Source organism: Halomonas fontilapidosi, assembly GCF_014192285.1.
In the GTDB taxonomy this organism is placed as follows: Bacteria; Pseudomonadota; Gammaproteobacteria; order Pseudomonadales; family Halomonadaceae; genus Halomonas; species Halomonas fontilapidosi.
Genome location: NZ_JACHXQ010000001.1, coordinates 267,538 through 293,811 on the forward strand (window position 1 = coordinate 267,538; position 26,274 = coordinate 293,811).

19 protein-coding genes are annotated in these 26,274 nt (G+C 68.2%); 8 read left to right on the forward strand and 11 right to left on the reverse strand.

Features of this window, described 5'->3' with window-relative positions:
• Positions 1-11: 11 nt before the first annotated feature.
• Together hrpB and FHR95_RS01310 are read right to left on the reverse strand one after the other, a co-directional pair.
• Positions 12-2,441 (reverse strand): ATP-dependent helicase HrpB, encoded by a 2,430-nt coding sequence (gene hrpB / locus FHR95_RS01305; RefSeq protein ID WP_183313064.1) that lies wholly within the window; start codon positions 2,439-2,441, stop codon positions 12-14.
• 7 nt (positions 2,442-2,448) lie between these two features.
• Complete coding sequence (locus tag FHR95_RS01310) at positions 2,449-3,132, reverse strand: TetR/AcrR family transcriptional regulator (protein ID WP_183313065.1); 684 nt, start codon at positions 3,130-3,132, stop codon at positions 2,449-2,451.
• 206 nt (positions 3,133-3,338) lie between these two features.
• Here FHR95_RS01310 and xdhA point away from each other — a divergent pair, with 206 nt between their 5' ends.
• The 4 genes from xdhA (at position 3,339) to guaD (ending at position 9,601) form a co-directional block, all read left to right on the forward strand.
• Complete coding sequence (gene xdhA / locus FHR95_RS01315) at positions 3,339-4,820, forward strand: xanthine dehydrogenase small subunit (RefSeq protein ID WP_183313066.1); 1,482 nt, start codon at positions 3,339-3,341, stop codon at positions 4,818-4,820.
• Positions 4,804-7,275, forward strand: coding sequence for a xanthine dehydrogenase molybdopterin binding subunit (xdhB, locus tag FHR95_RS01320; protein ID WP_183313067.1), 2,472 nt, complete (start codon positions 4,804-4,806; stop codon positions 7,273-7,275). The genes xdhA and xdhB overlap by 17 nt, the downstream gene beginning before the upstream one ends.
• Positions 7,272-8,135, forward strand: a complete 864-nt coding sequence (gene xdhC / locus FHR95_RS01325) for a xanthine dehydrogenase accessory protein XdhC (protein ID WP_183313068.1) — start codon at positions 7,272-7,274, stop codon at positions 8,133-8,135. Before xdhB ends, xdhC begins: the two co-directional genes overlap by 4 nt.
• A 152-nt stretch (positions 8,136-8,287) precedes the next feature.
• Positions 8,288-9,601 (forward strand): guanine deaminase, encoded by a 1,314-nt coding sequence (gene guaD, locus FHR95_RS01330; protein WP_183313361.1) that lies wholly within the window; start codon positions 8,288-8,290, stop codon positions 9,599-9,601.
• Here guaD and FHR95_RS01335 read toward each other — a convergent pair.
• Positions 9,598-10,197, reverse strand: coding sequence for a protein-methionine-sulfoxide reductase heme-binding subunit MsrQ (locus FHR95_RS01335; RefSeq protein WP_183313069.1), 600 nt, complete (start codon positions 10,195-10,197; stop codon positions 9,598-9,600). The two genes, guaD and FHR95_RS01335, sit on opposite strands and share 4 nt — an antisense overlap.
• A gap of 16 nt (positions 10,198-10,213) precedes the next feature.
• Positions 10,214-11,182 (reverse strand): protein-methionine-sulfoxide reductase catalytic subunit MsrP, encoded by a 969-nt coding sequence (gene msrP / locus FHR95_RS01340; protein WP_183313070.1) that lies wholly within the window; start codon positions 11,180-11,182, stop codon positions 10,214-10,216.
• Positions 11,183-11,467: 285 nt separating this feature from the next.
• Between msrP and FHR95_RS01345 the strand changes: the two genes are divergently transcribed.
• A complete protein-coding gene (locus FHR95_RS01345) occupies positions 11,468-12,406 on the forward strand; it encodes a cytochrome-c peroxidase (protein ID WP_425485257.1) in 939 nt (312 codons plus the stop codon).
• 82 nt (positions 12,407-12,488) lie between these two features.
• Here the strand turns inward: FHR95_RS01345 and FHR95_RS01350 are convergent, their stop codons facing one another.
• From FHR95_RS01350 to FHR95_RS01380, 7 genes are all read right to left on the reverse strand, one after another.
• Positions 12,489-14,177, reverse strand: a complete 1,689-nt coding sequence (locus FHR95_RS01350; RefSeq protein ID WP_183313072.1) for a GGDEF domain-containing protein — start codon at positions 14,175-14,177, stop codon at positions 12,489-12,491.
• 142 nt (positions 14,178-14,319) lie between these two features.
• Positions 14,320-15,315, reverse strand: coding sequence for an adenosine deaminase (locus FHR95_RS01355; RefSeq protein ID WP_183313073.1), 996 nt, complete (start codon positions 15,313-15,315; stop codon positions 14,320-14,322).
• 28 nt (positions 15,316-15,343) lie between these two features.
• Positions 15,344-17,080 carry a thiol reductant ABC exporter subunit CydC gene (cydC, locus tag FHR95_RS01360; protein WP_343065152.1) on the reverse strand — a complete coding sequence of 579 codons (1,737 nt, stop codon included), beginning with the start codon at positions 17,078-17,080 and terminating at the stop codon, positions 15,344-15,346.
• Entirely contained in the window at positions 17,077-18,765 is a 1,689-nt protein-coding gene (gene cydD, locus FHR95_RS01365) for a thiol reductant ABC exporter subunit CydD (RefSeq protein WP_183313074.1), read from the reverse strand. Before cydD ends, cydC begins: the two co-directional genes overlap by 4 nt.
• Before the next feature lie 4 nt (positions 18,766-18,769).
• The gene (cydB, locus tag FHR95_RS01370; protein ID WP_183313075.1) at positions 18,770-19,771 is read right to left on the reverse strand and encodes a cytochrome d ubiquinol oxidase subunit II; all 1,002 of its coding nucleotides are present in this window, start codon (positions 19,769-19,771) and stop codon (positions 18,770-18,772) included.
• Between the two features lie 3 nt (positions 19,772-19,774).
• The gene (locus FHR95_RS01375; RefSeq protein ID WP_183313076.1) at positions 19,775-21,184 is read right to left on the reverse strand and encodes a cytochrome ubiquinol oxidase subunit I; all 1,410 of its coding nucleotides are present in this window, start codon (positions 21,182-21,184) and stop codon (positions 19,775-19,777) included.
• A 296-nt stretch (positions 21,185-21,480) separates the two neighbouring features.
• Positions 21,481-22,467, reverse strand: a complete 987-nt coding sequence (locus FHR95_RS01380; RefSeq protein ID WP_183313077.1) for a calcium/sodium antiporter — start codon at positions 22,465-22,467, stop codon at positions 21,481-21,483.
• A 109-nt stretch (positions 22,468-22,576) separates the two neighbouring features.
• Here FHR95_RS01380 and FHR95_RS01385 point away from each other — a divergent pair, with 109 nt between their 5' ends.
• Genes FHR95_RS01385 through FHR95_RS01395 form a run of 3 tightly spaced genes read left to right on the forward strand, consistent with a single transcriptional unit; the run spans position 22,577 to position 26,201 of the window.
• Entirely contained in the window at positions 22,577-23,926 is a 1,350-nt protein-coding gene (locus FHR95_RS01385; protein WP_343065153.1) for a PqiA/YebS family transporter subunit, read from the forward strand.
• Positions 23,923-25,611, forward strand: a complete 1,689-nt coding sequence (gene pqiB / locus FHR95_RS01390; RefSeq protein ID WP_183313079.1) for an intermembrane transport protein PqiB — start codon at positions 23,923-23,925, stop codon at positions 25,609-25,611. The genes FHR95_RS01385 and pqiB overlap by 4 nt, the downstream gene beginning before the upstream one ends.
• A complete protein-coding gene (locus FHR95_RS01395) occupies positions 25,608-26,201 on the forward strand; it encodes a PqiC family protein (protein ID WP_040186488.1) in 594 nt (197 codons plus the stop codon). Before pqiB ends, FHR95_RS01395 begins: the two co-directional genes overlap by 4 nt.
• Positions 26,202-26,274 lie beyond the last annotated feature (73 nt).

The following is a 26,274-nucleotide window of genomic DNA, read 5'->3' on the forward strand; positions in this document are numbered from 1 at the left end:
GGCGCCGGGGATCATCGCCGTTTGGTGCGGGCGGTGGCCTCAGCCGTGGTGGGGTCCTCGGGCCAGGGGTGCTTGGGGTAGCGACCGCGCATCTCGCGACGCACCCCCGCATAGCCATTGGCCCAGAAGCTCGCCAGGTCGGCGGTAACCTGCAGCGGGCGGCGCGCCGGCGAGAGGAGATGCAGCAGCACTGCTTCGCGGCCGTCGGCAAGGCGCGGCGAAGCCTGCCAGCCGAAGCACTCCTGCAGTTTCACCGCCAGCACCGGCGGCTTGCCCTCGAGACAGGGGGTATAGTCCAGCCGGTGGGTCGCGCCGCTGGGCACCGCCATCCGACTCGGCGCCAGGGCATCGAGCCGCGAGCGCAGCGGCCAGTCGAGGCTGTCGAGCAGGATGCGCGCCAGCGGCAAGCGCTCCACGGCGTCGAGACGCGTCATGCCGTCGAGATGCGGGCCCAGCCAGTCATCCAGGGTCTCGTGCAAGGCCGCCTGCGACCAGTCGGGCCACGCGTCTCCAAGGGTTCGACGCAGCAGCGCCACGCGTCCGCGCAGCTGTTCGGCCTCATCCTCCAGCGGCAGCCCTCGGCGACGCAGCGCCTCGAGCAGCGCGCGGCGCACCGCCTCCGGCGGCAGTGCCTTGAGCGGCCGGCGCGCCAGCACCACCGCGCCCAGGCCACGCACCTGCTCACCTACCAGGCGCCCCTGGTCGTCGGACCACGCGAGGCGGGTGCACCACTCGGCCGTTTCGGGATACAGCGCCTCCAGACGCTCGCGCCCCAGCGCCACGGCGCGAAAGATCCGGGCCCCGCTGGCCTGGCCATCCAGTTCCACCGCCACCAGCAGCTCGGCGTGCGCCAGGGGGTGGCTGTCGGGCAGGGTCGCCAGCCCTCCGCCGGCCAGACGGAAGCGGCCCGGCTCGAGCCGCTGAGCCACCCGCTCGGGATAGGCCAGCGCCAGCAGCTCACCTAGGGGGGCCAGACTTACCACTTCAAGGTTCACCCCGGCGAGGCGCGCCAGGCGCTCGGCGTCCCGCTGCCACTGGCGATGCGCCTGGGGCGTCTTGAGCCTCGCCTGCAGTGCCCGCTCCAGGTCCTTTTCCCCGTCGAGGTCGCGCCCTTCCAGCAGCGCCACCAGGGCACAGGCCAGGGGGCAAGCCTCGAGTTCGCGGGAACGCTCCAGCATGGCCGCCAGGCGGGGATGGGTGGGCCATCGGGTGGCAGCGCGGCCCAAAGCCGTCAGATGATGCGCCGCATCCAGCAACCTCAGCCGACGCAGCAGATCGCGCCCGGCAGCCAGGGCCGCGGCGGGCGGTGGCGTAACCCAGGCCAACTGGTTCGGCTCACTGATGCCCCAGCGCGCCAGTTCGAAGGCCAACGAGGCAAGATCCGCCTGACGGACCTCGGGTTCGCCATGGGGGACCAGCGGTTGCTCCTCCGCCCACAGCCGAACGCAGAGGCCCGGTGCCTGGCGACCGGCCCGTCCGCGACGCTGGTCGGCACTGGCCCGATTGACCCGACGTGTCTCGAGCCGGGTCAGCCCGGTACGCGGCTGGAACACCGGCACCCGTTCCTGGCCGGCATCGACCACCAGACTCACGCCGTCCACCGTGACGCTGGATTCGGCGATTGCCGTGGCCAGCACCACCCGCCGTTGCCCCTCGGGGTCCGGGCGCAGGGCGCGCCGCTGGGCCTCGAGGGGCAGACGGCCGTGCAGCTCGCTGACGGCAAGCGCTGGCGCACGCTCGCCAAGCGCCCGGGCCAGGCGACGGATCTCCGCCACCCCGGGCAGGATCGCCAGGGCATCGCCGGCCTGCTGCTCAAGGCTCTCCAGCAGCACACGGGCCTGCTGGGCCGCGGTGTCCTTCCTGGCGTTAAGCGCCCGGTAACGGGTCTCGACGGGATAGCTCCGCCCCGGACAGTCGATTACCGGGGTCGCGTCGCCCAACACGCCGAGCAGGGCCTCGACATCGAGGGTCGCCGACATCACCAGCAGGCGCAGATCATCGCGAAGGCCGTGCTGGGCATCCAGCGTCAGTGCCAGCCCCAGGTCCGCCTCCAGGCTGCGCTCATGAAACTCATCGAAGATCACCCCCGCTACGCCCTCGAGCATGGGATCCGCCTGGAGCATGCGCGTCAGCACGCCCTGGGTGACCACCTCGAGCCGGGTCGAAGGCCCGACACGACTCTCGCCGCGCATCCGATAGCCGACGGTCTCCCCCACCCGCTCGCCGAGCTGTTCGGCCATGAAGCCGGCGGCCAGGCGTGCCGCCACCCGCCGCGGCTCCAGCAGCAACAGCCTGCCTCCCACGCACCAGGCAGCCTCGAGCAGCGCCAGCGGCACCCGGGTGGTCTTGCCGGCACCGGGCTCGGCGACCAGCAGCGCACGCGGATGCCTGTCGAGGGCAGCAAGGATGGCGTCGAGGCGGGCATCGATGGGCAACGGCATGGGCGGCTCAGCGGGCAGGGACGGCATCCCGGGAGCGCACGCCGGCCCCCTTGAGGATCACTCGGGTGAGGAAAGTGGTGATCTCCTCGACGTCGCTATCGCTGAGGGCATCTCGACCGGTGATGCCCAGCACCTGGGCCTCGAAGTCGGCGTAGTGCTGGGTTGCCGACCAGATCAGGAAGATCAACCACACCGGGTCAACAGGGTCCATCAGGCCTCGCTCGGCCCACTGTTCGAGAATCCTCGCCCGAGCCTGGACCCAGTCGCGCAGCTCGCCACGCAGGTACTCCTGCAGAAAGGGGGCACCGCCCAGGATCTCGGCGGCGAACAACCGCGAGCCCTCCGGATGACGGCGTGACAGCTGCATCTTGCTGCGGATGAAGGCCTCCAGTACCTCGGCGGGATCATCCTCCACCGAGATATCATCGAGCAGCGCGTTCCAGCGCTCCATCATTCGCTCCAGCAGCCGCACGTAGAGCCCACGCTTGCTGCCCATGTAGTAGAGGACGTTGGACTTGGGCAGGCCGGCCTGCTCGGCAATCGCCTGCAGGCTGGCTCCCCGGTAGCCGTGCCGGGCGAAGACCCGTTCGGCCGCGGCCAGGATCTCGCGCTCATTGCGCTGGCGAGTCACGCCGTTGGCCTCGCCCGGTTCTCTCGCCCCCCGCTCGGCGGGCGCGCTCCCCTCTATCATCGGCCCTGTCATCGGCCACCTCACTGCCCCATGGCGGATCAAAGCCATGGATAGTGCCCCAGCCCCGTGCCAGGTGCAAACGGGCTTGCAAAGCGGATAAATCTGGACCAAGCTGAAATTAACCTGACCAAACGGTCAAGAACTGAGTTTCCAGATCCCGGGCGTTCACGCGCCCAGGCTTCCACGCCAACAATAGAGACAAGGCGATGATCGACTTCCTGCTTAACGGGCAGCCCCGCCACTGCGCGGCTTCGCCCGATACCAGCGTGCTCGAGCTGTTGCGCGACTCGCTCGGCCAGACCGGCACCAAGGAGGGCTGCGCCTCCGGCGACTGTGGTGCCTGCACAGTGGCCATCGGTGAGGCCGGCCCCGACGGCACTGTCCGCTTCCACAGCGCCAACGCCTGCATCACCCCGGCCCATCAGCTCCAGGGACGCGTGCTGGCCACCGTGGAGGGCCTGGCGCGGGGCGAGAGCCTCCATCCCGCCCAGGCGGCCATGGTCGAGTGCCACGGCAGCCAGTGCGGCTTCTGCACCCCGGGCATCGTGATGTCGCTGTTCACGCTCTATGAGGACCAGCACGCGGACGGTACTACGCCCCCGGCGCTGCTGACCCCACAGCGCCTGGAGGCAGCGCTGGGCGGCAACCTCTGCCGCTGCACCGGCTACCGGCCGATCCGCGACGCGGCACTCTCCATGGGCGACTACCCCCATGCGCGTCCGGCATGGCTGGAGCAGTGCACCGACGCTGCGGCAACGTCGCCGTCATCCCCCGTCGAACACCATGGCGATAGCGCCTTCGTCCAGCCGGAAAGTCTGGCGGAGCTGGTCGACGAGCGCACCTACCACCCCGAGGCACCCATCGTCGCCGGCGGCACCGACCTCTGGCTCGAGGTGACCCAGCGGCTGGCGCGCTTCGCACGGGTGGTGGACGTCACGCGCGTCACCGAGCTCAACGCCATCGAGGAGGCGACCCTGGAGGATGGCCGCGAGGGATGGTGGATCGGCGGTGCCGTGACCTACTCGCGCCTGGAGCCGCTGCTGGCCGACCACTACCCGGCCTTTGCCCATCTGCTGCATCGCCTGGGCTCGGCCCAGGTGCGCAACCGCGGCACCCTGGGCGGCAACATCGCCAATGCCTCGCCGATCGGCGACACCCCGCCGGTGCTGCTGGCGCTGGGCTCCCGGCTGTGGCTGACCGGCCCGGAGGGCGAGCGGGAACTGCCGCTCGACGACTTCTTCCTCGGCTACAAGAAAACCGACCTGCGCGAGGGCGAGGTGATCCGGGCGACCTTCCTGCCCCGCCACGAGCCGAGCCGACACCTCAGGGTGTGGAAGCTGTCCAAGCGTCGTGAGGACGACATTTCCGCGGTGCTTGGCGCCTTCGGCTGGCGCCTGGAGGATGGCCTGCTGCACGATGTCCGCCTGGCCTTCGGCGGCATGGCGGCGACGCCGAAACGGGCCACCGCGGCCGAGGCCGCCCTCGAGGGCCAGGCGCCCTCCGCCGCCGCCTTCCAGGCCGCCCGGCTGGCGCTGGCAGAGGACTTCCAGCCGATGAGTGACGTGCGCGGCAGTGCCGACTATCGCCGGCTCTCCGCCGCCAACCTGCTCGAACGCCTGCGCCTGGTCATGGCACAGGAGACGACCGACGCTCCCCGGGAGGTGATGCTCCATGCGTACGCTCACTAAGCTGGACGCTCCGTCCAGGGCGACGAACGACCTCGATGACGCCACGACACGCGTGCGCGAGGAACAGCAGGGTCGCATCAAGGGCGATGGCCCGCTGGCACGGGGAACCGAGCCCCAAGAAACACCGCCCGCCGTCTCACGCGGCGGTGCCGGCAGCGCTAGCGCCCACGAGAGCGCGGTCAAGCACGTCACCGGGCGCGCCGCCTATATCGACGATATCGCCGCCCCCGCCGATGCCCTCCACCTGGCCCTGGGACTCTCGCCGGTGGCCCATGGTCGCCTGACCCGCCTCGACCTCGAGGCAGTGCGCGCCCGACCCGGCGTGGTGGACGTGGTCGCCTTTTCCGACGTGCCGGGGCACACCGATATCGGCCCGGTCTTCCCCGGCGACCCGATCTTCGTCGAGGACGAGATAAGCTATGCCGGCCAGGTGCTCTTCGCGGTGGCGGCCGAGACCCATCGCGCCGCCCGGGAAGCAGTCAAGGCGGCGATCGTGGAGGTCGACGAGCAGCCAGCCAGCCTCGACCCGGTGGGCGCCGCCGGGCGCGGCGAGGCCGTGCGCCCCCCCCATGTCCAGCAGAGCGGCGACTGGCAGCGCTCGCTGGCAGACGCGGCCCATGTCATCGAGGGCGAGCAGTTCGTCGGTGGCCAGGAACACTTCTACCTGGAGGGGCAGGCCTGCCTGGTCCAGCCCACCGAGGACGAGGGGGTGATCGTCCATACCTCCAACCAGCACCCCAGCGAGACCCAGAAGTTGGTTGCCGAGGTGCTGGGCATTCCCTTCCACGCGGTGACCGTGGAGGTGCGCCGCATGGGCGGCGGCTTCGGCGGCAAGGAGACCCAGGCCTCGCCCTGGGCCTGCATCGCCGCACTGGTGGCCCGGCGCACCGGGCGCACCACCCGCCTGCGGCTGCCACGCGCCGAGGACATGCGCGTCACCGGCAAGCGCCATCCCTTCCACAACCGCTACCGGCTGGGCGTGGACGCGGCGGGCGTGATCCAGGGCGGCGAGCTGACCCTGATCGGCGACTGCGGCTACTCCCCGGATCTCTCGGACGCCATCGTCGACCGGGCCATGTTCCACGCCGACAACGCCTACTTCCTGGGCGAGGCGCGGGTCACCGGTCACCGGGCGCGCACCCATACTGCCTCCAACACCGCCTTCCGCGGCTTCGGCGGCCCCCAGGGCATGATGGTGATCGAGGCGGCGATGGATGACATCGCCAGACGCCTCGGCGAGGACCCGCTGACGATCCGCAAGCGCAACCTCTATCGCCCCGGACGCGAGACCACTCACTACGGCCAGACCGTGGAGCAGGTCGCCCTGCTGCACCATGTCGTCGAGCGGCTCGAGGCGAGCAGCGACTACTGGGCGCGGCGCGAGGCGATCACCGCCTTCAACGCCGAGAGTCCCGTGATCAAGCGTGGCATGGCCCTGACCCCGGTGAAGTTCGGCATCTCCTTCACCGCCAAGCACCTCAACCAGGCCGGTGCCCTGCTGCACGTCTATACCGATGGCAGCGTGCAGATCAATCACGGCGGCACCGAGATGGGCCAGGGCCTGCACACCAAGATCTGCCAGGTGGTGGCCCGCGAACTGGCGCTGGACCTGGAGACGGTACGCATCACCGCCACCCGCACCGACAAGGTGCCCAACACCTCGCCCACCGCCGCCTCCAGCGGCGCCGACCTCAACGGCATGGCCGCCCGCGACGCCTGCCTCAGCCTCAAGGCGCGGCTGTTCGACTTCGCCAGCGAGCACTACGCGCTAGACCGCGAGGGCATGCGCCTGGAGGCCGGTGCCCTGGTGACCGGTGCCGGCGAAAGCGAACGGCGCATTCCCTGGGGCGAGCTGGTGCAGGCCGCCTACCTCGGGCGGGTGTCCCTCTCCGAGAAGGGCTTCTACGCTACCCCGCTGATCCACTACGACCGCATGACCGGCCAGGGGCGCCCCTTCTACTACTTCGCCCATGGCGCGGCCGTCGCTGAGGTCAGCGTCGACACCCTGACCGGCGAGTACCAGGTCGACCGGGTCGACATCCTGCATGACGTGGGCGACTCCCTGAACCCGGCCATCGACATCGGCCAGGTGGAGGGCGGCTTCATCCAGGGCATGGGCTGGCTGACCAGCGAGGAGCTCAGGTGGAACGACGGCGGCCAACTGATCTCCGACGGCCCAGCCACCTACAAGATCCCCACCTACGGCGACCTGCCCCCGAGCTTCAACGTCGAGCTGCTCCAGGGCCACCCCAACTCCATGGCCAGCATCTATCGCTCGAAGGCGGTGGGCGAGCCGCCCTTCATGCTCGGCATCTCGGTATGGGCGGCGCTGCGCGATGCCCTCTCGAGCATCAATGACTACCGCGAGGCGCCGCGGCTCGACACCCCGGCCACGCCGGAGCGGGTCCTGCTGGCTGCCGAGACGCTGCGACACCGTGGGGAGTCGACGCCATGAGCGCGCAGGCGGAGAGCTGGCACGCCGCGCTGCACCGGCTGCAGCGCGAGGGGGTGCCCCATGCCCTGGCCACCCAGGTGACCAGCGCCGGCTCAACGCCACGCGAGCCCGGGGCGCGCATGGTGATCACCGCCGATGCGGTATACGACACCCTGGGCGGCGGCACCTTCGAGTGGCAGACCATCGCGGCGGCGCGCCAACGCCTGGCCGATGGCAGGGCCGGGATGAGCCTGGAAGCCTTCAGCCTGGGCGGGCGCAGCGGCCAGTGCTGCGGCGGCTTCGTCAACGTGCTGCTCGAGGTCTTTCCCGGCAGCACCACCACGCTGGCGGTCTTCGGCGCCGGCCATGTGGGCCGGGAGCTGGTGCGCCTGGCCGCGCCGCTGCCCTGGCGGGTGCGCTGGCACGACAGCCGTGTTGACGCCTTCCCCGACTGGGCGTCGGACCAGCCGCGCCTGGCCTGTCACCAAGTTTCCGACCCGACGGCCGCGGTGGCCACCCTGCCACCCGGCGTCCACGCCCTGGTGCTGACCCACGACCACGCCGAGGACCGCGCCCTGGTGGATGCCCTGCTCGCCCGCGGCGACACGGCCTCACTGGGCCTGATCGGCTCGAAGAGCAAGTGGGCAAGCTTCCGCCGCAAACTGCACGACGCCGGTCACGGCGAGGAGGCCCTGGCCGGCGTGCGCTGCCCCATCGGCACCGCGGCGGGTGGGACCGGGGGCGACAAGACGCCCTACGCCATCGCCCTGGCCACCCTCGCCGAGCTGCTACCGCGGGTCGAGTCGCCCGCGCGAGGCGATCAGCGCGGCCTGGACCCGGCCAAGCTGCGCAGCATGCTCACCGATGAGCCCCACAAATAGGTAAAGGACCAGGGGCACCGGGGAGAGGCCGAAGAGGAGGTCCTACGCCATGGATGGCGTCGGTAGCGTACAGGGAGGTATTCACAGCGCCTCCTCGCAGGCTTCCCCCCGGGTCAGCCCCGGTGTGACGAATAACGATGAGCCCTGACGAGATGACCAACAACGATTCGCGCGTGCTGCGCGCCGAACTGCTGAGCTTCGATGCCGACCCCGGCGAGGCCGATACGCCCGCCGAGGGCAGCGTGCGCCACCACCCCGACGGTGCGCTATGGATCGAGAACGGCCGCATCCGCGCGGTGGACGACCATGCGCGCCTGGCCCCTCAACTGCCCGAGGGCATCGAGGTGATCGACCACCGCGGCAAGCTGATCGTGCCCGGCTTCATCGACAGCCACGTGCACTACGTGCAGCTGGAGATCATGGCCTCCTACGGCCGACAGCTGCTCGACTGGCTGGGTGACTATACCTTCCCCGAGGAGTGTCGCTTCGCGGGACGCGAGCATGCGGAGCTGCTCTCGGAGGCCTTCCTCGATGAGATGCTGAGAGTCGGCACCACCACCGCCCAGGTGTTCTGCTCGAGCCACCCGGTGTCCGTCGATGCCTTCTTCTCGGCCAGCCGCCGGCGCGACCTGCGCATGCTGGCCGGAAAGGTGCTGATGGACCGCCACGCGCCGGAGGCGCTCTGCGACGACACCCTGGGCGGCATCCGCGACAGCGAGCGGTTGATCGGCGACTGGCACGGCAAGGGGCGGCTGGGCTACAGCCTGACCCCGCGTTTCGCCCCTACCTCCAGCCGCGCCCAGCTCGACGCCACCGGCGGGCTGATGCGCAACGATCCGAGCCTGTGGCTGCAGACCCACCTGGCCGAGAACACCGGTGAGCTCGACTGGGTCGCGGAGCTCTTCCCCGACAGCCGCGACTACCTTGAGGTCTACGAACAGTCCGACCTGGTCGGCCCACGCAGCACCTTCGCCCACGGCATCCACCTGGACCAGGCGATGCGCGGGCGGCTCGCCGAGCGCGGCGCCAACCTCGCCTTCTGCCCGAGCTCCAACCTGTTCCTCGGCAGCGGTCTCTTCGACCGCCTGGCAGCTCGCGAGATGGGCCTCAACATCACCTACGCCAGCGACGTGGGCGGCGGCACCGACCTCTCGGGACTGGCCACCCTGAAGGCCGCCTACCAGGTGGGTCAGCTGCGCGGCCAGCCGCTCACCGCCTGGCAGGGCTTCTACGGGCTGACGCTGGGCAACGCCCGGGCGCTGTCGCTGGACGGCCAGGTCGGCCGGCTGGCACCCGGCATGGAGGCCGACCTGGTGGTGCTCGACCCGGCCGCCACGCCGCTGCTGGCACGGCGCACGTCGCGCAGCCGCGGTCTTTCCGAGACGCTTTTCGCGCTGATGATGCTGGGCGACGATCGCAGCGTGGCCGAGACCTGGGCGGGGGGGCGCCTGCAGCACCGCCGCTAGCGGCGATGGATGGCGGCGTCCACCAGCCGGAAGAGCAGCAGGCCGGCGAGTATCGCCGCGGCCAGGGTCGGCAGCCGGTAGTCGGCGCGTGTCAACATCCAGAAGTGAACGACGCCGAGTGCCGCGGCCACGTAGACCAGCCGGTGCAGCCAGTGCCAGGCGCGATAGCCCATGGCCTGCTGCGCCCGCCGAAAGGAGGTCAACGCCAGCGGTACCAGCAGCAGCAGTGCCGCAACACCGTAGCGAACATACGGAAGATCAACCATGTCGTGACGGATCCAGCGCCAGTCCCAGTACTGCTCGAGGCCCATCCAGGCCAGCATGTGAGCCACCAGCCAGGCGAAGGCCCACAGCCCGATCTGGCGACGGGCGATCATGATGCCTACCCAGCCGGTCAGCCGGAAGGCGGGGCTGAAGGCGATAGTGGCCAGCAGCAGAATCAGCCCCATGCGCCCGGTGGCATGCACCACGGTCTCCTCGGGCACCACGCCCAGATCCCCCCACCACCACTGCCAGGCCAGCCAGAGCGCCGGCAGGCTGCCGGCGGCCAGCACCAGCAGGCGAAAGACGAGAATGCGACCCGCGGGTGTCAGCATGCCGTCGCTCCCGGAATCAGAGATGCTGCTGCAGATCCATGCCGGCGTAGAGCTCGGCGACCTCGTCGGCATAGCCGTTGAACATCAGCGTCTCGCGCTTGCCGCGCTCGCCGATGCGCCGCTCGCGGGCCTGGCTCCAGCGCGGGTGGTCTTTCTCGGGGTTGACGTTGGCGAAGAAGCCATACTCCTCGGGATTCTGCGCCACCCATGAACTGACGGGCCGCTCCTCCGTCAGCGTAATCCGCACCACCGACTTGATGCTCTTGAAGCCATACTTCCAGGGCACCACCAGGCGGATGGGAGCCCCATTCTGGTTGGGCATCACCTCGCCGTACATGCCCACCGCCATCAGCGTCAGCGGATGCATGGCCTCGTCGATGCGCAGCGCCTCGCGGTAGGGCCAGTCGAGAATCGAACTCCGCTGGCCGCGCAGGTTGTCAGGATCAAGGATCGATTCGAACTGCACGTACCTGGCGCGCGAAGTGGGCGCATGCCGCTTGAGCAGGTCGGCGAGCGGAAAGCCGATCCAGGGAATCACCATCGACCACGCCTCGACGCAGCGCAGCCGATAGATACGCTCCTCCAGGGACTCGCGCGACAGCACGTCCTCGAACGCCAGGGTCCCGGGCTTGTCGACCTCGCCGTCGATGGTCAGCGACCAGGGGTCGGTGACCAGCTTGTGGGCATAGACCTCGGGATCACTCTTGCGCGTGCCGAGCTCGTAGAAGTTGTTGTAGGAGGTGGCATCGTCGCGCGGCGTGAGCGTCTCGTTACCGGCCAGCTCGCGGCGTGGCAGCTCTCCATCAAGGCGTTCGCTCAATGACGCTCGCCAGGCGCGGGCGGTGTCGCTCAACAGCAGGCCACCGGGGAGCATCGCGGCGGCCGAGAGAGCCGTACCGCGCTTGAGAAAGCGGCGACGCTGGCGAAACAGTTCGCGGGGCGTGACCGCGGATTCGGGAATCGACGGGAAGCGATAGCGGGCCATGGCAGTTCATCGGCAGGCAGGAATGTTTCCCCATATTCAGCCAGAAAGGCCGAGGTGGTCCAGAACGCCAGGGCGATCGGCTCGATTGCTTGATGCAGGTCAATAGACCCCCTTACCCGACTACAGCGCTGGGTTGATTGACGGCAAGCCTCCTGTCTATCTTGCTGATAAAAGAGCAAGTACCGGCCAATGCCGCCTTGGAACACCACATCGGGATCATCACGAAGGGGAACACTCATGCACCACAAGCGCCTGCTGGCCTCGGCCATTGCCCTGGGCTCCGCCATGGCCATCGCACCCGCCATGGCCGACGACGGCCTGGGGGATTACCGCGACCGCTTCGAGCCGCTGCCTCACCTGCCGCCCATCCCGGCCGACAACTCCCTCTCCCCGGCGAAGGTCGAACTCGGCAAATTCCTGTTCTTCGAGCCGCGCATCTCGTCGAGCGGCGTGATCAGCTGCGCCACCTGCCATAACCCGGCCCTGGGCTGGACCGACCGTATCCCGCGCGCCACCGGCCATGATGGCCAGATCGGCGAGCGCAACACCCCCACGGTGCTGAACTCGGGCTTTCTGGGCTCGCAGTTCTGGGACGGCCGCGAGCCGGATCTGGAAGGCCAGGCCCTCGGTCCGATCGAGGCCGACGTCGAAATGGCCATGGACCTCGAGCAGGCCCTCGAGCGCCTCGACGGTTTCGATGTCTATCAGCAGAAGTTCGCCGCGGCCTACCCCGACGACGAGAACCCGATCAACGCCAACAACCTGGCCATGGCCATCGCCAGCTTCGAGCGCACGTTGAACACCCCCAATTCGCCCTTCGACCGCTACCTGCGCGGCGACATGAATGCCCTGGACCAGCAGGAGAAGGACGGCATGGTGGCCTTCGTCGACAACGGCTGCATCGCCTGCCACCGTGGCCCGGCGCTGACCGACAGCCAGTTCCACCGCATTCAGGTCCCGGGCTCCACCGATGTGGGTCGTTACGACGTCACCGGCGAGGAGAGCGACCGTCACAAGTTCCGCACCCCCACCCTGCGCAACGTGGCGGTCACCTACCCCTACATGAACAACGGCGCCACCGAAAGCCTCGAGGAGGCGGTGGCCATCATGGGCCAGGAGATGCTGGGCCAGGACTTCGAGGAGGCCACCATCGACGACATCACCGCCTTCCTGCACACTCTGACCGGGCAGATGCCCGACTTCGAGGTCCCTGCCCTGCCCTGACGCAGCGCACCCTTCGGACGTCACGAGCCCCGGCCATGCCGGGGCTCTCTGATTCCGATTGCGGTTTCTGTCCTCTCAGCGACTAGACGGCCAGCCGGGCCCGGTTGCGCCCTTCGGCCTTGGCCTGGTAGAGCGCTTCGTCGGCCCGCTTCAAGAGGCTGTCGAGGTCTTCACCGGGAACGGCCAGACAGGCGCCCACGCTGATGGTGACCGTTGTCCCCTCGACCTCGATCGCTGCGACCGCCTGGCGTAGGCGCTCGGCCACACGAGTCAGCGTCTGCGTGTCGCAGGGCGAGAGCACCACCAGGAACTCGTCGCCACCCCAGCGCGAGGCACGGTCGTAGGGACGCAGTCCGTCGGCCAGCGCCTCAGCGACGCGCACCAGGGCCTGGTCACCCGCCGCATGACCGAGGCCATCGTTGAGTTCCTTGAAGCGGTCGAGGTCCAGCCAGACCAGTCCGAAGTGCGTGCTCTCGCGGGATGCCCGCAGAATCTGCTCCTCCAACCACTGCTGCATCCCGCGACGATTCATGAGGCCGGTCAGCACATCACGAGTCGCCACCGCCTCGAGTTCCTCGGTGCGTTCGCGAACCCGCGCCTCAAGCTCTCGCGTGTGGCGCTGAATGGCCCCGGCCATGGACTGGAAGTGTTGCATCAGCCGCCCCATCTCGCCCCGCCCCTGGGGCAACTCGGAGGGCGACATATCCCCCTCCTTGACCCGTTGCATGGCGCCCTCCAGGGCCACGAGGGGCGCCAGCAGCTGGCGGCGCAGCACCAGGTGGAAGACCAGCAGCGTGACCAGCAGCGTCAGCACGAACACCACCGCCACCGGCATGAAACCGTCGATGGGCATCAGGGTTTCCAGATCAAGCAGCGTGACCTCGAACCAGCCGAGCGCCGGGAGAAAGGCCACACCGGCAAGATGGCGCTTGCCCTCCACCGTCACGAACTCGGTGCGCACGCTCTGCTGCTGATCCGGCGCATCACGCAGGTCACGCATCATGGCGGAGAGCGCCTCGGCATCACGGGGTAGATCCACCAGCAGGTCCAGCGTGCGCTTCTGTCCCTCCGGCTTGACGAAGCTGGCGTAGTCGATGAGGCGACGGTCGCGATACAGCTGGATCGCGCCGTTGTAGTCGACGAACAGGGTCGTGATGCCAGGCTGCTGGATGTCCACGACTTCCCGGAGAAAAGGCTCGAGCTCCATACCGGTGCCCACCACGCCGAGAATCTCGCCGTCATCATCCCGCATCAGGACATCGATCCACAGCTTGGTCACGCCGAGTTCCACGTCGGGATTGACGTTGAGGTGAAAGTCCCGCCCCTCCTCGATCAGGCGATAGAACCAGGCATCTGCGGGTCGATCCGGCCTGAGCCGATAGCGGAGGCGCGCCTCGCCGTAGTCGTTGGCCGCATTGTTATGGTAGTAACCGCCACTGCCCTGCAAGGCAACAAAGTAGCTGTTGTCGCGGAAGTTACGACGAAAGCTCTCCATCTCGGCGAATGCCTGAGCGGTAAGCCCCGTGTCGTCGGGGTCACGCGCCCAGCGCTGCAGCACGATGGAGTCGGCCATCTGGCGCGCCAAGGCGATCTCGCGCTCCAGAGGCTGCAGCAGGCGACCGCTGTCGTACTGTACCTGAATGGCCGCGACGCGCTCGCCCCACTGCTCGATGATACCTTCGGTGATGCGGTGGAAGACGGTCCAGGCGGCCACCGACGCCACGAGCACCAGGCAGGTCGCCAGCAGCAGAAAACGGGTCTTGAGACTCAAGCAAGGCTCTCCCGTATCGGTCCTGATAGGAGGGTAGGGCCCTACTTTTACAGGATATTACAGGCCGTTGCACACTGGCACCTCAACGCTGGCGACGGCGTGTCCCGTCTTCGCCCCTGACGGCCCGATCCGGCGTTGCAGCCTAGTGGCATGCTGCCAGCTGGCGATGCAGCTCGAGGCGGCGCGCCTCGCTGATGAAGGCGGCGTCGATGGCGGTCTCGGCCAACTGGATGAAGATCTCCTTCGACCAGCCGAAGGCCTCGTGACATGCTGTGAAGTTGGCCAGCATGCCGCCGCCGAAGTAGGCCGGGTCATCGGAGTTGAGGGTCAGACGCAGGCCGGCGTCGAGCAGTTGCGGCAGGGGGTGATCGGTCATGCGCTCGACGACCCGCAAGCGGACGTTGGAGAGCGGACAGACGGTGAGCACCACACCCTCGTCACGCAGCCGGGCGACCAGGTCCGGATCTTCCAGGCAGCGCACACCGTGGTCGATACGCGATACGTCCAGCAGGTCCAGAGCCTCACGGATATACGCGGGCGGTCCCTCTTCGCCGGCATGGGCCACCCGCGCAATACCCAGCTGCCGCGCCCGCTCGAACACCTCGACGAACTTCGCCGGGGGATTGCCGCGCTCGGCGCTGTCCAGTCCCACGGCATCCAGCATTTCCCAGTAGGGCGCCGCACTCTCCATCACCGCTATCGCCTCCTCGGCCGGGCGGTCGCGCAGAAAGGCCATGATCAGTGCCGTTGACATGCCCAGCTCGCGCTGAGCCCGGCGTCGCGCCAGGGAAAGCCCCTCCATCACCACCGGCAACTCGACGCCGCGTGCCAGGTGAGCCTGGGGATCGACGTGCATCTCGACATGCACGACGCCCTCGTCGCTGGCGCGACGGAAGTAGTCCATGGCCAGGTCGTGGAAGTCCTCGGCGGTGCGCAGCACGCTCATGCCCTGGAAGTAGAGATCGAGGAAGGACTGCAGGTCGGTAAAATCATAGGCTGATCGGACCTCCTCCACCGAGGCGTAGGGCAGGCTGACGCCGTTGCGCTCGGCCAGGGCGAACATCAGCTCGGGCTCCAGCGAACCCTCGATGTGCAGATGGAGTTCCGCCTTGGGCAGGCGCTTGAGAAAATCATGCATGGCACACCTCAACCGGATCGTCATGGGCTCATCCTGCGACATCCTGACCGTTCGTGCAAAGTCGCCCGTCCTGCAGGGTCAGACGGCGATCGATGCCGGGCGGGTCGACGGCATCACCAAGCTGATGGACAAGATAGATAACGGTGCGCCCCGCCAGCCACGAATCGAGACGGGTGGCGAGCTGTTTGGCGGTCTCGATGTCGAGCCCGGCGAAGGGCTCGTCGAGTATCACCAAGTCCGGTTCGCGCAGCAGCAGCCGGGCCAGGGCCATGCGCCGGGCCTGGCCCCCGGACAGCTGCCGGCCACCCTCGCCCACCCGGGTCTCGAGCCCGCGGGGCAGCGCCTCGGCCCATTCGTCGAGCGCCACCATTGCCAGTACTCGCCAAAGCTGGGCCTCGCTCGCCTTGGGGTCACCCAGGCGCAGGTTGGCCGCCAGGGAGTCATCAAACAGGTCGCTCTGCTGAGTCAGCAGGGCCAGGCGGGACGTCAACGCCGCCTCCGGCCACGCTTCCACCGCCACGCCCCCCAGGCGAACCCCGCCCGCCGCGGGCCTGAGCTGTCGTGTCAGCAGCCCGGCGACGCTGGACTTGCCCGCCCCCGATGCCCCACAGAGGGCCAACCGCTCAGCGGGCCTTACTTCAAGGTTGACCTCGGCCAGGGCCGGCACCAGGGCGTCCGCATGGATTAGGGTGACATCCGTAAGGGCCACCGAGAGAGCCCCCACGGGCGGCCGGCCGGAAAAGCTCGCCGTGGCCGGACGCTGCTGCTGGGCTTCCAGCGCGTTGAGTCGCTCGGCGGCGCCCCGCGTGGCGCCCAGCCAGGTAAAGGCGGCCGGCAACGGGGCCAGCGCCTCGCTGATGCCCAGCACCGCCAGCGGCATCATCACCATCAGCGGTCCGGACAGCAGCCCGGCATGCCAGGCCTCGGCCGCCAGCCACAGGGCCAGGAGCATCGCCAGGCCAACGACCAGCGCCGCCAGGGCATTGCCCAGCGCCACCTGCTTTCCCAGCCGACGCTGATCCCGGTAGAGCCGCGCTTCGATGACGGCCAATCGGGCGCGGTGATCCGCCAGACTGCCATACGCCTCCAGCTCCGCCAGGCCCTGGAGCTGCTCGATGAGCCGCCCCCTGAGCCCCTCCAGATCCCCCACCTGCCGGTAGCTGGCGGCCATGCCCCGCCGCGCCTGGCCCACCGTCAACCCGAGCCAGCCCAGCACCAGCAACGCTCCCGTCGGCAAGGCCACCCGCGGCGCCCACAGGGCCAGGAAGCCGCTCAAGGCGAGGATCGCCAGCAGTGCCACCAGCGCCGGCGCCAGCAGGCGCAGGTAGAGGCTGTCCAGGGTATCGATATCCGCCGTCAGTCGGTTGAGCCAGTCGCTGGCACGCCGGCGTGACAGGGCATGGGCATCGAGGCCGGAAAGCACGGCAAACATCCGCGCACGCAGATCGGCGAGCAGCCGCAGCACGGTATCGTGGTTGTAGAGGCGCTCCACATAGCGCGACACCGTGCGGGTCACCGCGAAGAAGCGGATCCCGCCCCCGGGGACATAGACATCCAGGCTCGCGGCGATGCCCGCCGCCAGCAGCATCCCGGTCAGCGCCGTGGCGGTGATGAACCAGCCCGAGAGCGCCAGCAGGCCGATCGCCGACGCCAGGGTCAGCGCCATCAGCAGGGCGCCCAGGATAAGCCGGTGGCGACGCTCTCCGAGCAGGGAAAGCCAGGGGCGCAGGGCGCGCCAAAGCGAGGCGTCACGCCCAGGCATCATGGCCCACCCCCCTTCACCGTTGCCTGGGCTTCGAGCGCCAGGCGCCGCCCGGCCAGGGCCATCACGGCGGGATGATGGGTCGCGATGACCAGCGCCCGCCCCTCCTCGGCCAGCGCCTGCAGCGCCTCGATGAGATAGCCCTCGGTCTCGGCGTCCAGGCTGGCCGTGGGCTCGTCGAGCAGCACCAGCGACGCCCCAGAAAGGAAGACCCTGGCCAACGCCAGCCGCTGCGCTTGCCCCCCGGAGAGGCCGGCGCCACGCTCGCCGAGAGGCGTATCGAGGCCCTGCGAAAGCGCCGAAACAAGCTCGCCGAGGCCGGCCCGGGCCAGTGCCTCGCGCATGTCATCCCTGCTGGCATCAGGCGCTGCCAGGCGCAGATTGTCCGCCAGGCTGCCCTGAATCAGCAGCGGACGCTGGTCCATCCAGGCGAGGCTGAGCCCCTCGACCCTGCGGATGCTGCCGTCGGCGGGCGCGACGAAGCCCGCCAGCAGCTGCAGGAGACTGGACTTGCCGACGCCCGACGGCCCGGTGACCGCCACCACGTCGCCCGCAGCCAGCGTCAAGTCAACCGGCCCCAGCACACGGCCACGCCCCGCATAGGTTACGCTGACGGCCTCGAGCTCGATCAGCGCATCACACGAGGGCGGTGGGACGGCGGCACCCGGCAGGCGCCCGGCATCCGGGGTCTCGTTGAGCAGGGCCACCAGCCCCTCGGCCGCGCCCAGCGCCGCTGCCCGGTCGTGATAATGCTGAGAGAGGCTGCGCAACGGCTGGAAGAACTCCGGTGCCAGCAGCAGCACCAGCAGGCCGCTGAACAGGGTCAGCTCGTCGGCGGGGCCATACTCGATGTAGCCCAGCAGACCGAAGCCCACGTAGATCGCCACCACGGCAATCGCCACCGAGGCGAAGAACTCCAGCACCGCCGAGGAGAGAAAGGCCAGGCGCAGGGTGCGCATGCTGCGTTGCCGATAGTCATCGGCGGCAGCATGCACCTCGTGGGTGGCGTGAGACGTGCGACCGAACAGCTGGAGCGTGGTGATGCCTCGCACGCGGTCGATGAAGTGCCCCGAGAGCCGAGCCACCGCCGCGAACTGCTCGCGGTTGAGCCGCTCGGCGCCCATCCCTACCAGGGCCATGAACAGCGGAATCAACGGAGCCGACACCAGCAGGAACGTGGCCGCCAGCCAGTCCAGCAACAGCACCACCAGCAGGATCGGCAGCGGCACCAGCACCGCCAGCCAAAGCTGCGGCTGAAAGCGAGCGAAGTAGCCATCCAGCGCCTCGACCTGCTCCACCAGCTGGCTGGCTAGCGACGCACTGTGCCGCGACGTCAGCTTGACCGGCCCCAGGCGCGCCAGGTGATCAAGCAGTGAGCGTCGCGCGCGCTGGCGAATGCGCAGGCTCGCCGCCTGCGCCAGGGTTTCCTGGAGATAGAGCATCAGGGCGCGCAGCGCCAGCAGAACCAGCAGTCCCGCCATCAGCGGCACAAGCTCAGCTAGCGACGCCTGCTCGACAAGCAGGCGGCTGATGAACCGGGCCAGCAACACCAGCTGCGCGATGGTCAGCAGACCCACCGAGGTGCCGGCCAGGATGGCAAGACGCAGCCGCCGGCGTTCGCCGGCGGCCAGGTCGATCAGATAGCGGCGTGCCGTCAGCGCGTCTGACGCCGCGTCGGGGACTTCCATCGCCTCAGTGGTATCCCTCGCCGGGCCGCACCTTGCCGCGGAACACCCAGTAGGTCCAGGCGGTGTACACCAGCACGATGGGAATCACGAACAGCACTCCGATCAGCAGGAAGAGCTGCGAGCCAGGATCCGAGGCGGCATCCCAGATCGTATAGTCGGGCGGCACGATCACCGGCCACTTGCTCACCAGCAGCCCCAGGTACGTGAAGACGAACAGGCCCAGGGTAGCGATGAAGGGCTGCCCCTCGCGGCGCTGGTGGACGGCTCGCCACAGCAGCGCCGCACAGGCCAGCGCCAGCACCGGGAAGACCCAGATCAGGTGCAGATGGCCAAACCAGCGCTCGCGAACCTCGGCATCGACGAACGGGGTCCAGACGCTGATGATGGCGAAAACGGCCAGCACCGCCAACAGCAGGCGCGGTGCCACACGGTAGGCCCAGGCCTGCACCGCTCCTTCGGTCTTCATGATCAGCCAGGTGGCACCGAGCAGCGCATAGCCCGCCATCAGCCCCAGGCCGGTGAGCACACTGAAGGGCGTCAGCCAGTCAAGCGGTCCGCCCACATAGACGAAGTCCTCGACGGCGAAGCCCTGGATGTAAGCCCCCACCACCACGCCTTGGGCGAAGGACGCCACGGCGGACCCCCAGCAAAAGGCACGGTTCCACCAGCGCCGGTTGCGATGCGACTTGAAGCGGAACTCGAAGGCGATGCCGCGGAAGATCAGCCCGGCCAGCATCAGGAAGACGCCGATGTAGAGCGCTGGCAGGAACACCGAATAGACCAACGGGAAGGCCCCCAACAGGCCGGCCCCACCCAGCACCAGCCAGGTCTCGTTGCCGTCCCATACCGGTGCCACCGAGTTCATCATCAGGTCACGGGATTCCTCGTCCGGGGCGAACGGGAAGAGAATGCCCACGCCCAGGTCGAAGCCATCCATCAGCACGTACATGATCACCCCGAAACCGATGATCAGGGCCCAGATCAGCGTCAGATCGAACATTGCCATGGCTCAGCTCCTTCCCGGTTGGCGAGAGGCGTCATCGAAGGGCACATGCGCGGCCGAGAGCGGACGCTTGGGGCGTTCGACCTCATGGTCATGGGGCGCGTCGGGCAGCATGCCCTGACGCACCACCCGCGTCAGGTAATAGACGCCGGCCCAGAACACCACCGCATAGACGCCGATGTAGCCGATCAGGGTAAACAAGGCCATGCCGCCGGTGAGCGACGGCGTCAGCCCCTCGGCATGGGTCATCATGCCGTAGACCAGCCACGGCGCACGGCCGGTTTCGGTGACGAACCAACCCGCGAGCACCGCAATGAAGGGCGTCACCGTCATCACCCGCATCAGCTGCAGGAAGCCGCGATGCTCATAGAGCCGCCCACCGCGGCGCAGCCAGAGCCCTGCCAGGGAAACGGCGATCATGGCAAGGCCGATGCCCACCATCACCCGGAAGGACCAGAACACCAGCCAGACCGGCGGTTGCTCCTCGGGCGGCACCTCGCTGACCCCGGGCACCTCGCCGTCGGCGTGGTGGGTGAGGATCAGGCTGGCAAGGTTCGGAATACCGACCTCGAAGCGATTCTCCTGAGCCTCCTGGTCAGGCAAGGCGAAGAGCAGCAGCGGCACGTTGCTGCTGCGTTCCCAGTTGCCTTCCATGGCGGCCACCTTGGTCGGCTGGTGCTCCAGGGTGTTGAGACCGTGGAAGTCCCCCAGCACGGCCTGGGCAGGCGTCAGCACCAGCAGCAGCCACAGGCACATGGAGAGGGCCTTGCGATTGGCCTCGACGTCGCGGCGGATGAGCAGGTACCAGGCGCTGACCCCGGCCACCACGAAGCCGCCCGTCAGGAAGGAGGCCAGCACCATGTGCCAGAAGCGATACCAGAAGGAGGGATTGAAGATCGCCTCGCTCCAGTCGGTGACGTGGAAGCGACCATCGATCAACTCGACGCCGGCCGGGGTCTGCATCCAGCTATTGGCCGAGAGAATCCAGAACGAGGAAATGAAGGTCCCGGTGGCCACCATGATGGCGGCGAAGAGATGCACCCCCTGGGGAACCTTGCCACGCCCGAACAGCAGCACCCCGAGGAAGGCCGCTTCGAGGAAGAAGGCCGTGACCACCTCGTAGCTCAGCACCGGGCCGAGGAAGTTCGATGCGGCGTGCGAGAAGTTGCTCCAGTTGGTGCCGAACTGGAAGGACATGACAATGCCCGATACCACGCCCATGCCGAACACCACGGCAAAGACCTTGGTCCAGAACAGCGCCAGGCGGTCCCAGGCCGGGTTCTCGGTCTTGAAGAAAAGGCCGTTGAGCAGGGCGATATAGGAGGCCAGACCGATGGTAAACACCGGAAAGATGGCGTGAAAGGCGACCACGAAGGCGAACTGCAGTCGCGACAGCAGCAGGGGATCCAGTTCCATAACGCACTCCTGATGGCGGCGGAGGCATGGCTCCGCGGAACAGCGTCGTCAAGGGATGCGCTCGGCACTCGTCGGTGCTCTTGTGCTTGGGGCAGCCATGCTCATGGCGCCTTGCCGCATTTCTCCTCACCCATGCCCAGCCTAGACCAGTCTGATGGCAATGCCGTCGTGATGTTTCATAACGTCAGGCCAAATCGATCTACTCCGGGCACGGTTTCCATCTTGCATCCGGGAGATGACCAAGGCCACCTCGTGCGCTGTGTCGCAGTGTCGCAGCGCCATGAGCGGACGCGCGCTCAGCCGCCCATGCCGGCCCGCACGACCATGCTCACCATATAGGTGGTATAGCCCAGGAACATCGCCAAAAGCGCTGCCCCCTCGACCCGGTTGATGCGACCCTCGCGGCCCCGCCAGCCCATGGCAAAGACCGCCATCATCACCGTCATGGCCATCATCAGGCTCCAGTCACGCAGCAGCACCTCGCGACCCGCCTCGATCGGCGCGATCACCGCGGCCAGACCCACCACGCCCAGGGTGTTGAAGAGATTGGAGCCCACCACGTTGCCCAGCACCAGGTCGTGCTCGCGGCGCCGCAGGGCACTGATCGAGGAAGCCAGCTCCGGCAACGACGTCCCCACCGCCACCACCGTCAAGCCGATGACCAGGTCGCTGACGCCAAAGCTCTGGGCAATGGCTACCGCGCCCCACACCAGAAGGCGTGAACTCACCACCAGCAACACCAGGCCAATACCCGTCCAGACGAGGCCCGCCTTGAGCGACATCGCATGAATGGCCAGACTCTCCTCGGTATCGCTGGAAAGGGGATCACTGCCGTTGCGGAGTGCCATGTAGATGGAGCCGCCAATGAAGACGGCCAGCAGCCCCAGCAGCAGCAGCGCCTCGAGGCGACTGACCACCCCGCCCCAGAGCAGCAGCGCGGAGAGCAGCGTGACGCCGCCCAGCACCGGCAACTCGCGACGCACGACCCCGGAGTTCACCGCCAGTGGTGAGATGAGTGCCACCAGCCCCAGGATCAGGCCCATATTGGCAATGTTGGAGCCATAGGCATTGCCCAGTGCCAGGCCGGGGTTGCCCTGCCCGGCGGCCAGGGCGGAGACCACCAGCTCCGGCGCCGAGGTGCCGAAACCGATGACCAGCATGCCGATCAGCAGCGGTGAAAGCCCTAGCCGAGCGGACGTTGCCGCGGCCCCATCAACGAAGCGCTCGGCGCTCCACACCAGCAGGACAAGGCCTGCCAGAACCGCCAAGGCGGGAAGTAACATGTCGTTTCCTCGGGAATATTCAGGACCGCATGCTTGTATATGGTGTCGCTTTCGTCAACGTGCCACACTGACTTTTCGCCATGTTTCGGCTCGAGGAGACCCCATCGCGGTGCCCAGGCTCACCATTCGCGCCCCCACCCTGCCTCGGGGAGAACCCTTGGTGGATCGCTTGCCACCGGAGACGCGTACCTCACGCCGACGGCTGCGAGCCTGTCATGAGTGCGACTGGCTGGTAGCGCTGCCGCCGCTGCACGCCGGAGAGAAGGCCGAATGTCCGCGCTGCGGTCATACCCTGGCCAGCCGCCATCACCGGCCGGCGCAGCGCAGCATGGCGCTGGCCGTAGCCGCCCTGGTGGCCATGGCACTGGCGGTCTCCTTCCCGTTCGTCAGCTTCACCGTCAGCGGTATCGGCAACCGCATCGAGCTTTCCCAGACCGCCACCACCCTGATCGGCTTCGACCAGCCGCTGGTGGCCATCGCCGTCCTGCTGACCATCGCCGTGCTGCCCGCCGTCTACCTGGCCGGGGTGATCTGGCTGCAACTCGGCCTGCTGCGCCAGGAACCGCTGCCGGCCAGCCGCAGCATCGCCCGTTCACTATCCCACCTTCACCCCTGGATGATGGCCGACGTCTTTATAGTCGGAGCCCTGGTGAGCCTGATCAAGGTCGCCGGCATGGCTCAGATCGAGCTGGGTATCGCCTTCTGGGCCTTCTGTGCCTTCGCCCTGCTGCTGCTGTTCACCACCCAGTCACTGGACGCCGACTGGATGTGGTTTTCGCTGGCCGGCGAACCCCTCGCCCCGGAAGGAGCCCGCACCGGCGCGCCCGCCGCGCCCCAGGGGCTGGCCGGGTGCGCCACCTGCGGGCTGGTCAACCGCCTGGACGGCGACGGCCACGGTCGCTGCCGACGCTGCAGCGAGCCCCTGCATGCCCGCCTGCCTCACAGCCTGCAGCGCACCTGGGCGCTGCTCGCTGCCGCCGCGGTGATGTACCTGCCAGCCAACCTCTATCCGATCATGACCACCACCAGCCTGGGCGATGCCAGCCCCTCCACCATCATCGGCGGGGTCGTGGAGCTGATCCAGATGGGCTCCTGGCCGATCGCGGTGGTGATCTTCGTGGCCAGCGTGATCGTCCCGGTGGGCAAGCTGGTCGCCCTGGCGTGGCTGTGCCTGGTGGCCAAGCGCAGCGATGAGCTCAGCGCCGTGACCCGAACCCGTCTCTACCGCCTGACTGAATTCATCGGCCGCTGGTCGATGGTCGATGTCTTCGTGGTGGCCATCCTGGTGGCCTTGATCCGCGCCGGCGCGCTGATGTCGATCACCCCGGGACCCGCCGCCCTGGCCTTCGGCGCCGTGGTGGTCAGCACCATGCTCGCCGCCATGACCTTCGACCCGAGACTGCTCTGGGACCCACCCCTGCCACGTGAGTCACACTCCGCACAAGGAAGCCCGCGATGACCGAGACCCACGACGCGCCCGCCAGGGACAGCCACCGCGCCCGTGCCACCCCCCAGGCACGGCTCTCGCCGATCTGGATCGTCCCCGTGGTGGCCATCCTGATCGGCGCCTGGCTGGTCTACGACAACTACCGCAGTCGTGGCCCGCAGATCACCCTGGTGATGAACAGTGCCGAGGGCATCGAGGCCGGCAGCACCCTGATCAAGACACGCAACGTCGAGGTCGGCCGGGTCGAGCAGGTCCAACTCTCAGACGACCTTTCCCAGGCGGTGATCACCGCGCGCATGCGCCCCGATACCGACGCCATGCTGGCCGAGGACAGTCGCTTCTGGGTGGTCAAGCCGCGCATCGGGCGCGAGGGCATCAGCGGCCTGAATACGGTGCTCTCCGGCGCCTATATCCAGCTAGAGCCGGGCCAGAGCGGGGTCGACGCCCGCGAATTCGAGGTCAGCGACCAGCCGCCGGTCTCGCCGGCCGGCGCGGAGGGCCTGCGCGTCAACCTGGTCAGCCAACTGGGTAACTCGCTGAACGTGGGCGACCCGGTCACCTACCAGGGGCTTATTGTCGGCCGGGTCGAGGAGGCCAATTTCGATGTCGAGACGCGTCGCATGGATCACCGCATCTTCATCGAGAGCCCCTACCACACCCTGGTGACCGACAACACCCGCTTCTGGACCGCCAGCGGCTTCGACCTGCGCCTGGACTCGGAGGGCTTTCGCGCCAACCTGGAATCCCTGGAGGTGTTACTCGGTGGCGGCGTAACCTTCGGCGTGCCCGAGGATCTGATGCAGGGCCAACCCGTCGCGGCGAACACCACCTTCGAGCTCTATTCGGATGAAGACAGCGCGCGCCAGGGAACCTTCAACCGTTACCTGGAGTACGTATTGCTGGTGGAGGACTCCGTGCGCGACCTGAACCGAGGGGCACCGGTGGAGTTCCGCGGTGTGCGCATCGGCACCGTCGCCGCCGTCCCCTGGAACTTTACCGCTCCCCAGCCAGGTTCGCGTACAAGCTTCGCCATTCCGGTGCTGATTCGCATCGAGCCCCAGCGCCTGGGCATCGACGCCCAGACACTCGATATCGAGGAGTGGCGCAAGCGCTTCGAACGCCTCTTCAACCTGGGCCTGCGCGCCTCCCTCAAGACCGGCAATCTGATCACCGGCATGATGTTCGTCGATCTCAACTTCCAGCGCGACCAGGCCGGCGAGTATGTCGAGGAGACCTTTGCCGAGCGTGCCGTCTTCCCCACCACCTCGGGCGGCTTCGCCCAGATCGAGGCCCAGGTCACGGCGCTGCTCGACAAGCTCAACGGCCTGCAGGTCGAGCCGCTGCTGGACGGACTCGAGCGCAATCTGGCGACGTCCGAAGCCATGCTTGCCGAAGTTCGCGCACTCACCGCCAGCGTGCGCAGCCTGGTCGACGACCCCGGCACCCAGGAGCGCCCCGGCAACCTCAACCAGACGCTGAAGGAGCTGCGTACCACCCTCGAGGGGGTCTCACCGAATTCCGCCGCCTATGCCGACTTCACTCGCACGCTGCAGCAGCTCGAGCGGCTATTGCGAGACCTGCAACCCACCGCCCGCACCCTGCGCGAGAACCCCAGCGCCCTGCTCTTCGACAGCTTGGACGCCGAGGACCCGCTGCCCAGGGCACCGCAACGCCCATCCGGAGGGAGCACGCCATGACGTCAATCAAGGCCTCGATCGCCGTCGTTCTGCTGCTGTGGCTGAGCGGCTGCGCGAGCGGCGGTCCCGCGCCGAGCCAGTACACCCTGCCCGCGGACGCCGACCGTCAGCCTGCTGATATCGCCGGAGCCGACGCCTCGCATCGGCTGGTCATCGTCCAGCCCCGGCTGGCTCGCTTTCTGGACGTCGACGGCCTGGTGCTGCAGCTCGACGATATCACCCTCAACGAGGCCAACCGCCACCAGTGGGCGGAACCGCTCGGCCTGCAACTCGAGCGCGGTCTGCGTGCTCGACTGGCCGCCCGCCTGCCCGATACCCGGGTCATGCGCGACGATACCGACAGCCGCAGGAATGCAACCGCGATACTGCACCTGGAGGTGGATCACTTCCACGGCCGCTTCGACGGTCGGGCCCTGGCCGCAGGCCAGTGGCAGCTGCGTGACGGGGAAGGTGAGCTGTTGGGCATGGCCCCCTTCGCGGCAGAGGTCGAACTGGCGCAGGACGGCTATCCCGCCCTGGTACGTGCCCTGGGCCGCAGCTGGGACCGGGTGGCCGACGAGATCGCCACGCAAATCAGACGGCTGCGTTAAGCCGCGCGCTATGGCATAATCCGCACACGCGGCGATCGCTGGTCCCTCCTGCCGCGCCAGATTCCTTTTACAC

What these genes read in the sequence shown, in the direction of transcription:
- msrP (WP_183313070.1), bottom strand. Translation starts at nt 11,182, where the DNA reads ATGGCCCGCTATCGCTTCCCGTCGATTCCCGAATCCGCGGTCACGCCC.
- xdhB (WP_183313067.1), top strand. Translation starts at nt 4,804, where the DNA reads ATGCGTACGCTCACTAAGCTGGACGCTCCGTCCAGGGCGACGAACGAC.
- FHR95_RS01375 (WP_183313076.1), bottom strand. Translation starts at nt 21,184, where the DNA reads ATGGAACTGGATCCCCTGCTGCTGTCGCGACTGCAGTTCGCCTTCGTG.
- FHR95_RS01355 (WP_183313073.1), bottom strand. Translation starts at nt 15,315, where the DNA reads ATGCATGATTTTCTCAAGCGCCTGCCCAAGGCGGAACTCCATCTGCAC.
- FHR95_RS01345 (WP_425485257.1), top strand. Translation starts at nt 11,468, where the DNA reads ATGGCCATCGCACCCGCCATGGCCGACGACGGCCTGGGGGATTACCGC.
- FHR95_RS01395 (WP_040186488.1), top strand. Translation starts at nt 25,608, where the DNA reads ATGACGTCAATCAAGGCCTCGATCGCCGTCGTTCTGCTGCTGTGGCTG.
- FHR95_RS01380 (WP_183313077.1), bottom strand. Translation starts at nt 22,467, where the DNA reads ATGTTACTTCCCGCCTTGGCGGTTCTGGCAGGCCTTGTCCTGCTGGTG.
- hrpB (WP_183313064.1), bottom strand. Translation starts at nt 2,441, where the DNA reads ATGCCGTTGCCCATCGATGCCCGCCTCGACGCCATCCTTGCTGCCCTC.
- pqiB (WP_183313079.1), top strand. Translation starts at nt 23,923, where the DNA reads ATGACCGAGACCCACGACGCGCCCGCCAGGGACAGCCACCGCGCCCGT.
- guaD (WP_183313361.1), top strand. Translation starts at nt 8,288, where the DNA reads ATGACCAACAACGATTCGCGCGTGCTGCGCGCCGAACTGCTGAGCTTC.
- FHR95_RS01335 (WP_183313069.1), bottom strand. Translation starts at nt 10,197, where the DNA reads ATGCTGACACCCGCGGGTCGCATTCTCGTCTTTCGCCTGCTGGTGCTG.
- xdhA (WP_183313066.1), top strand. Translation starts at nt 3,339, where the DNA reads ATGATCGACTTCCTGCTTAACGGGCAGCCCCGCCACTGCGCGGCTTCG.
- cydD (WP_183313074.1), bottom strand. Translation starts at nt 18,765, where the DNA reads ATGGAAGTCCCCGACGCGGCGTCAGACGCGCTGACGGCACGCCGCTAT.
- cydB (WP_183313075.1), bottom strand. Translation starts at nt 19,771, where the DNA reads ATGGCAATGTTCGATCTGACGCTGATCTGGGCCCTGATCATCGGTTTC.
- xdhC (WP_183313068.1), top strand. Translation starts at nt 7,272, where the DNA reads ATGAGCGCGCAGGCGGAGAGCTGGCACGCCGCGCTGCACCGGCTGCAG.
- FHR95_RS01310 (WP_183313065.1), bottom strand. Translation starts at nt 3,132, where the DNA reads ATGATAGAGGGGAGCGCGCCCGCCGAGCGGGGGGCGAGAGAACCGGGC.
- cydC (WP_343065152.1), bottom strand. Translation starts at nt 17,080, where the DNA reads ATGATGCCTGGGCGTGACGCCTCGCTTTGGCGCGCCCTGCGCCCCTGG.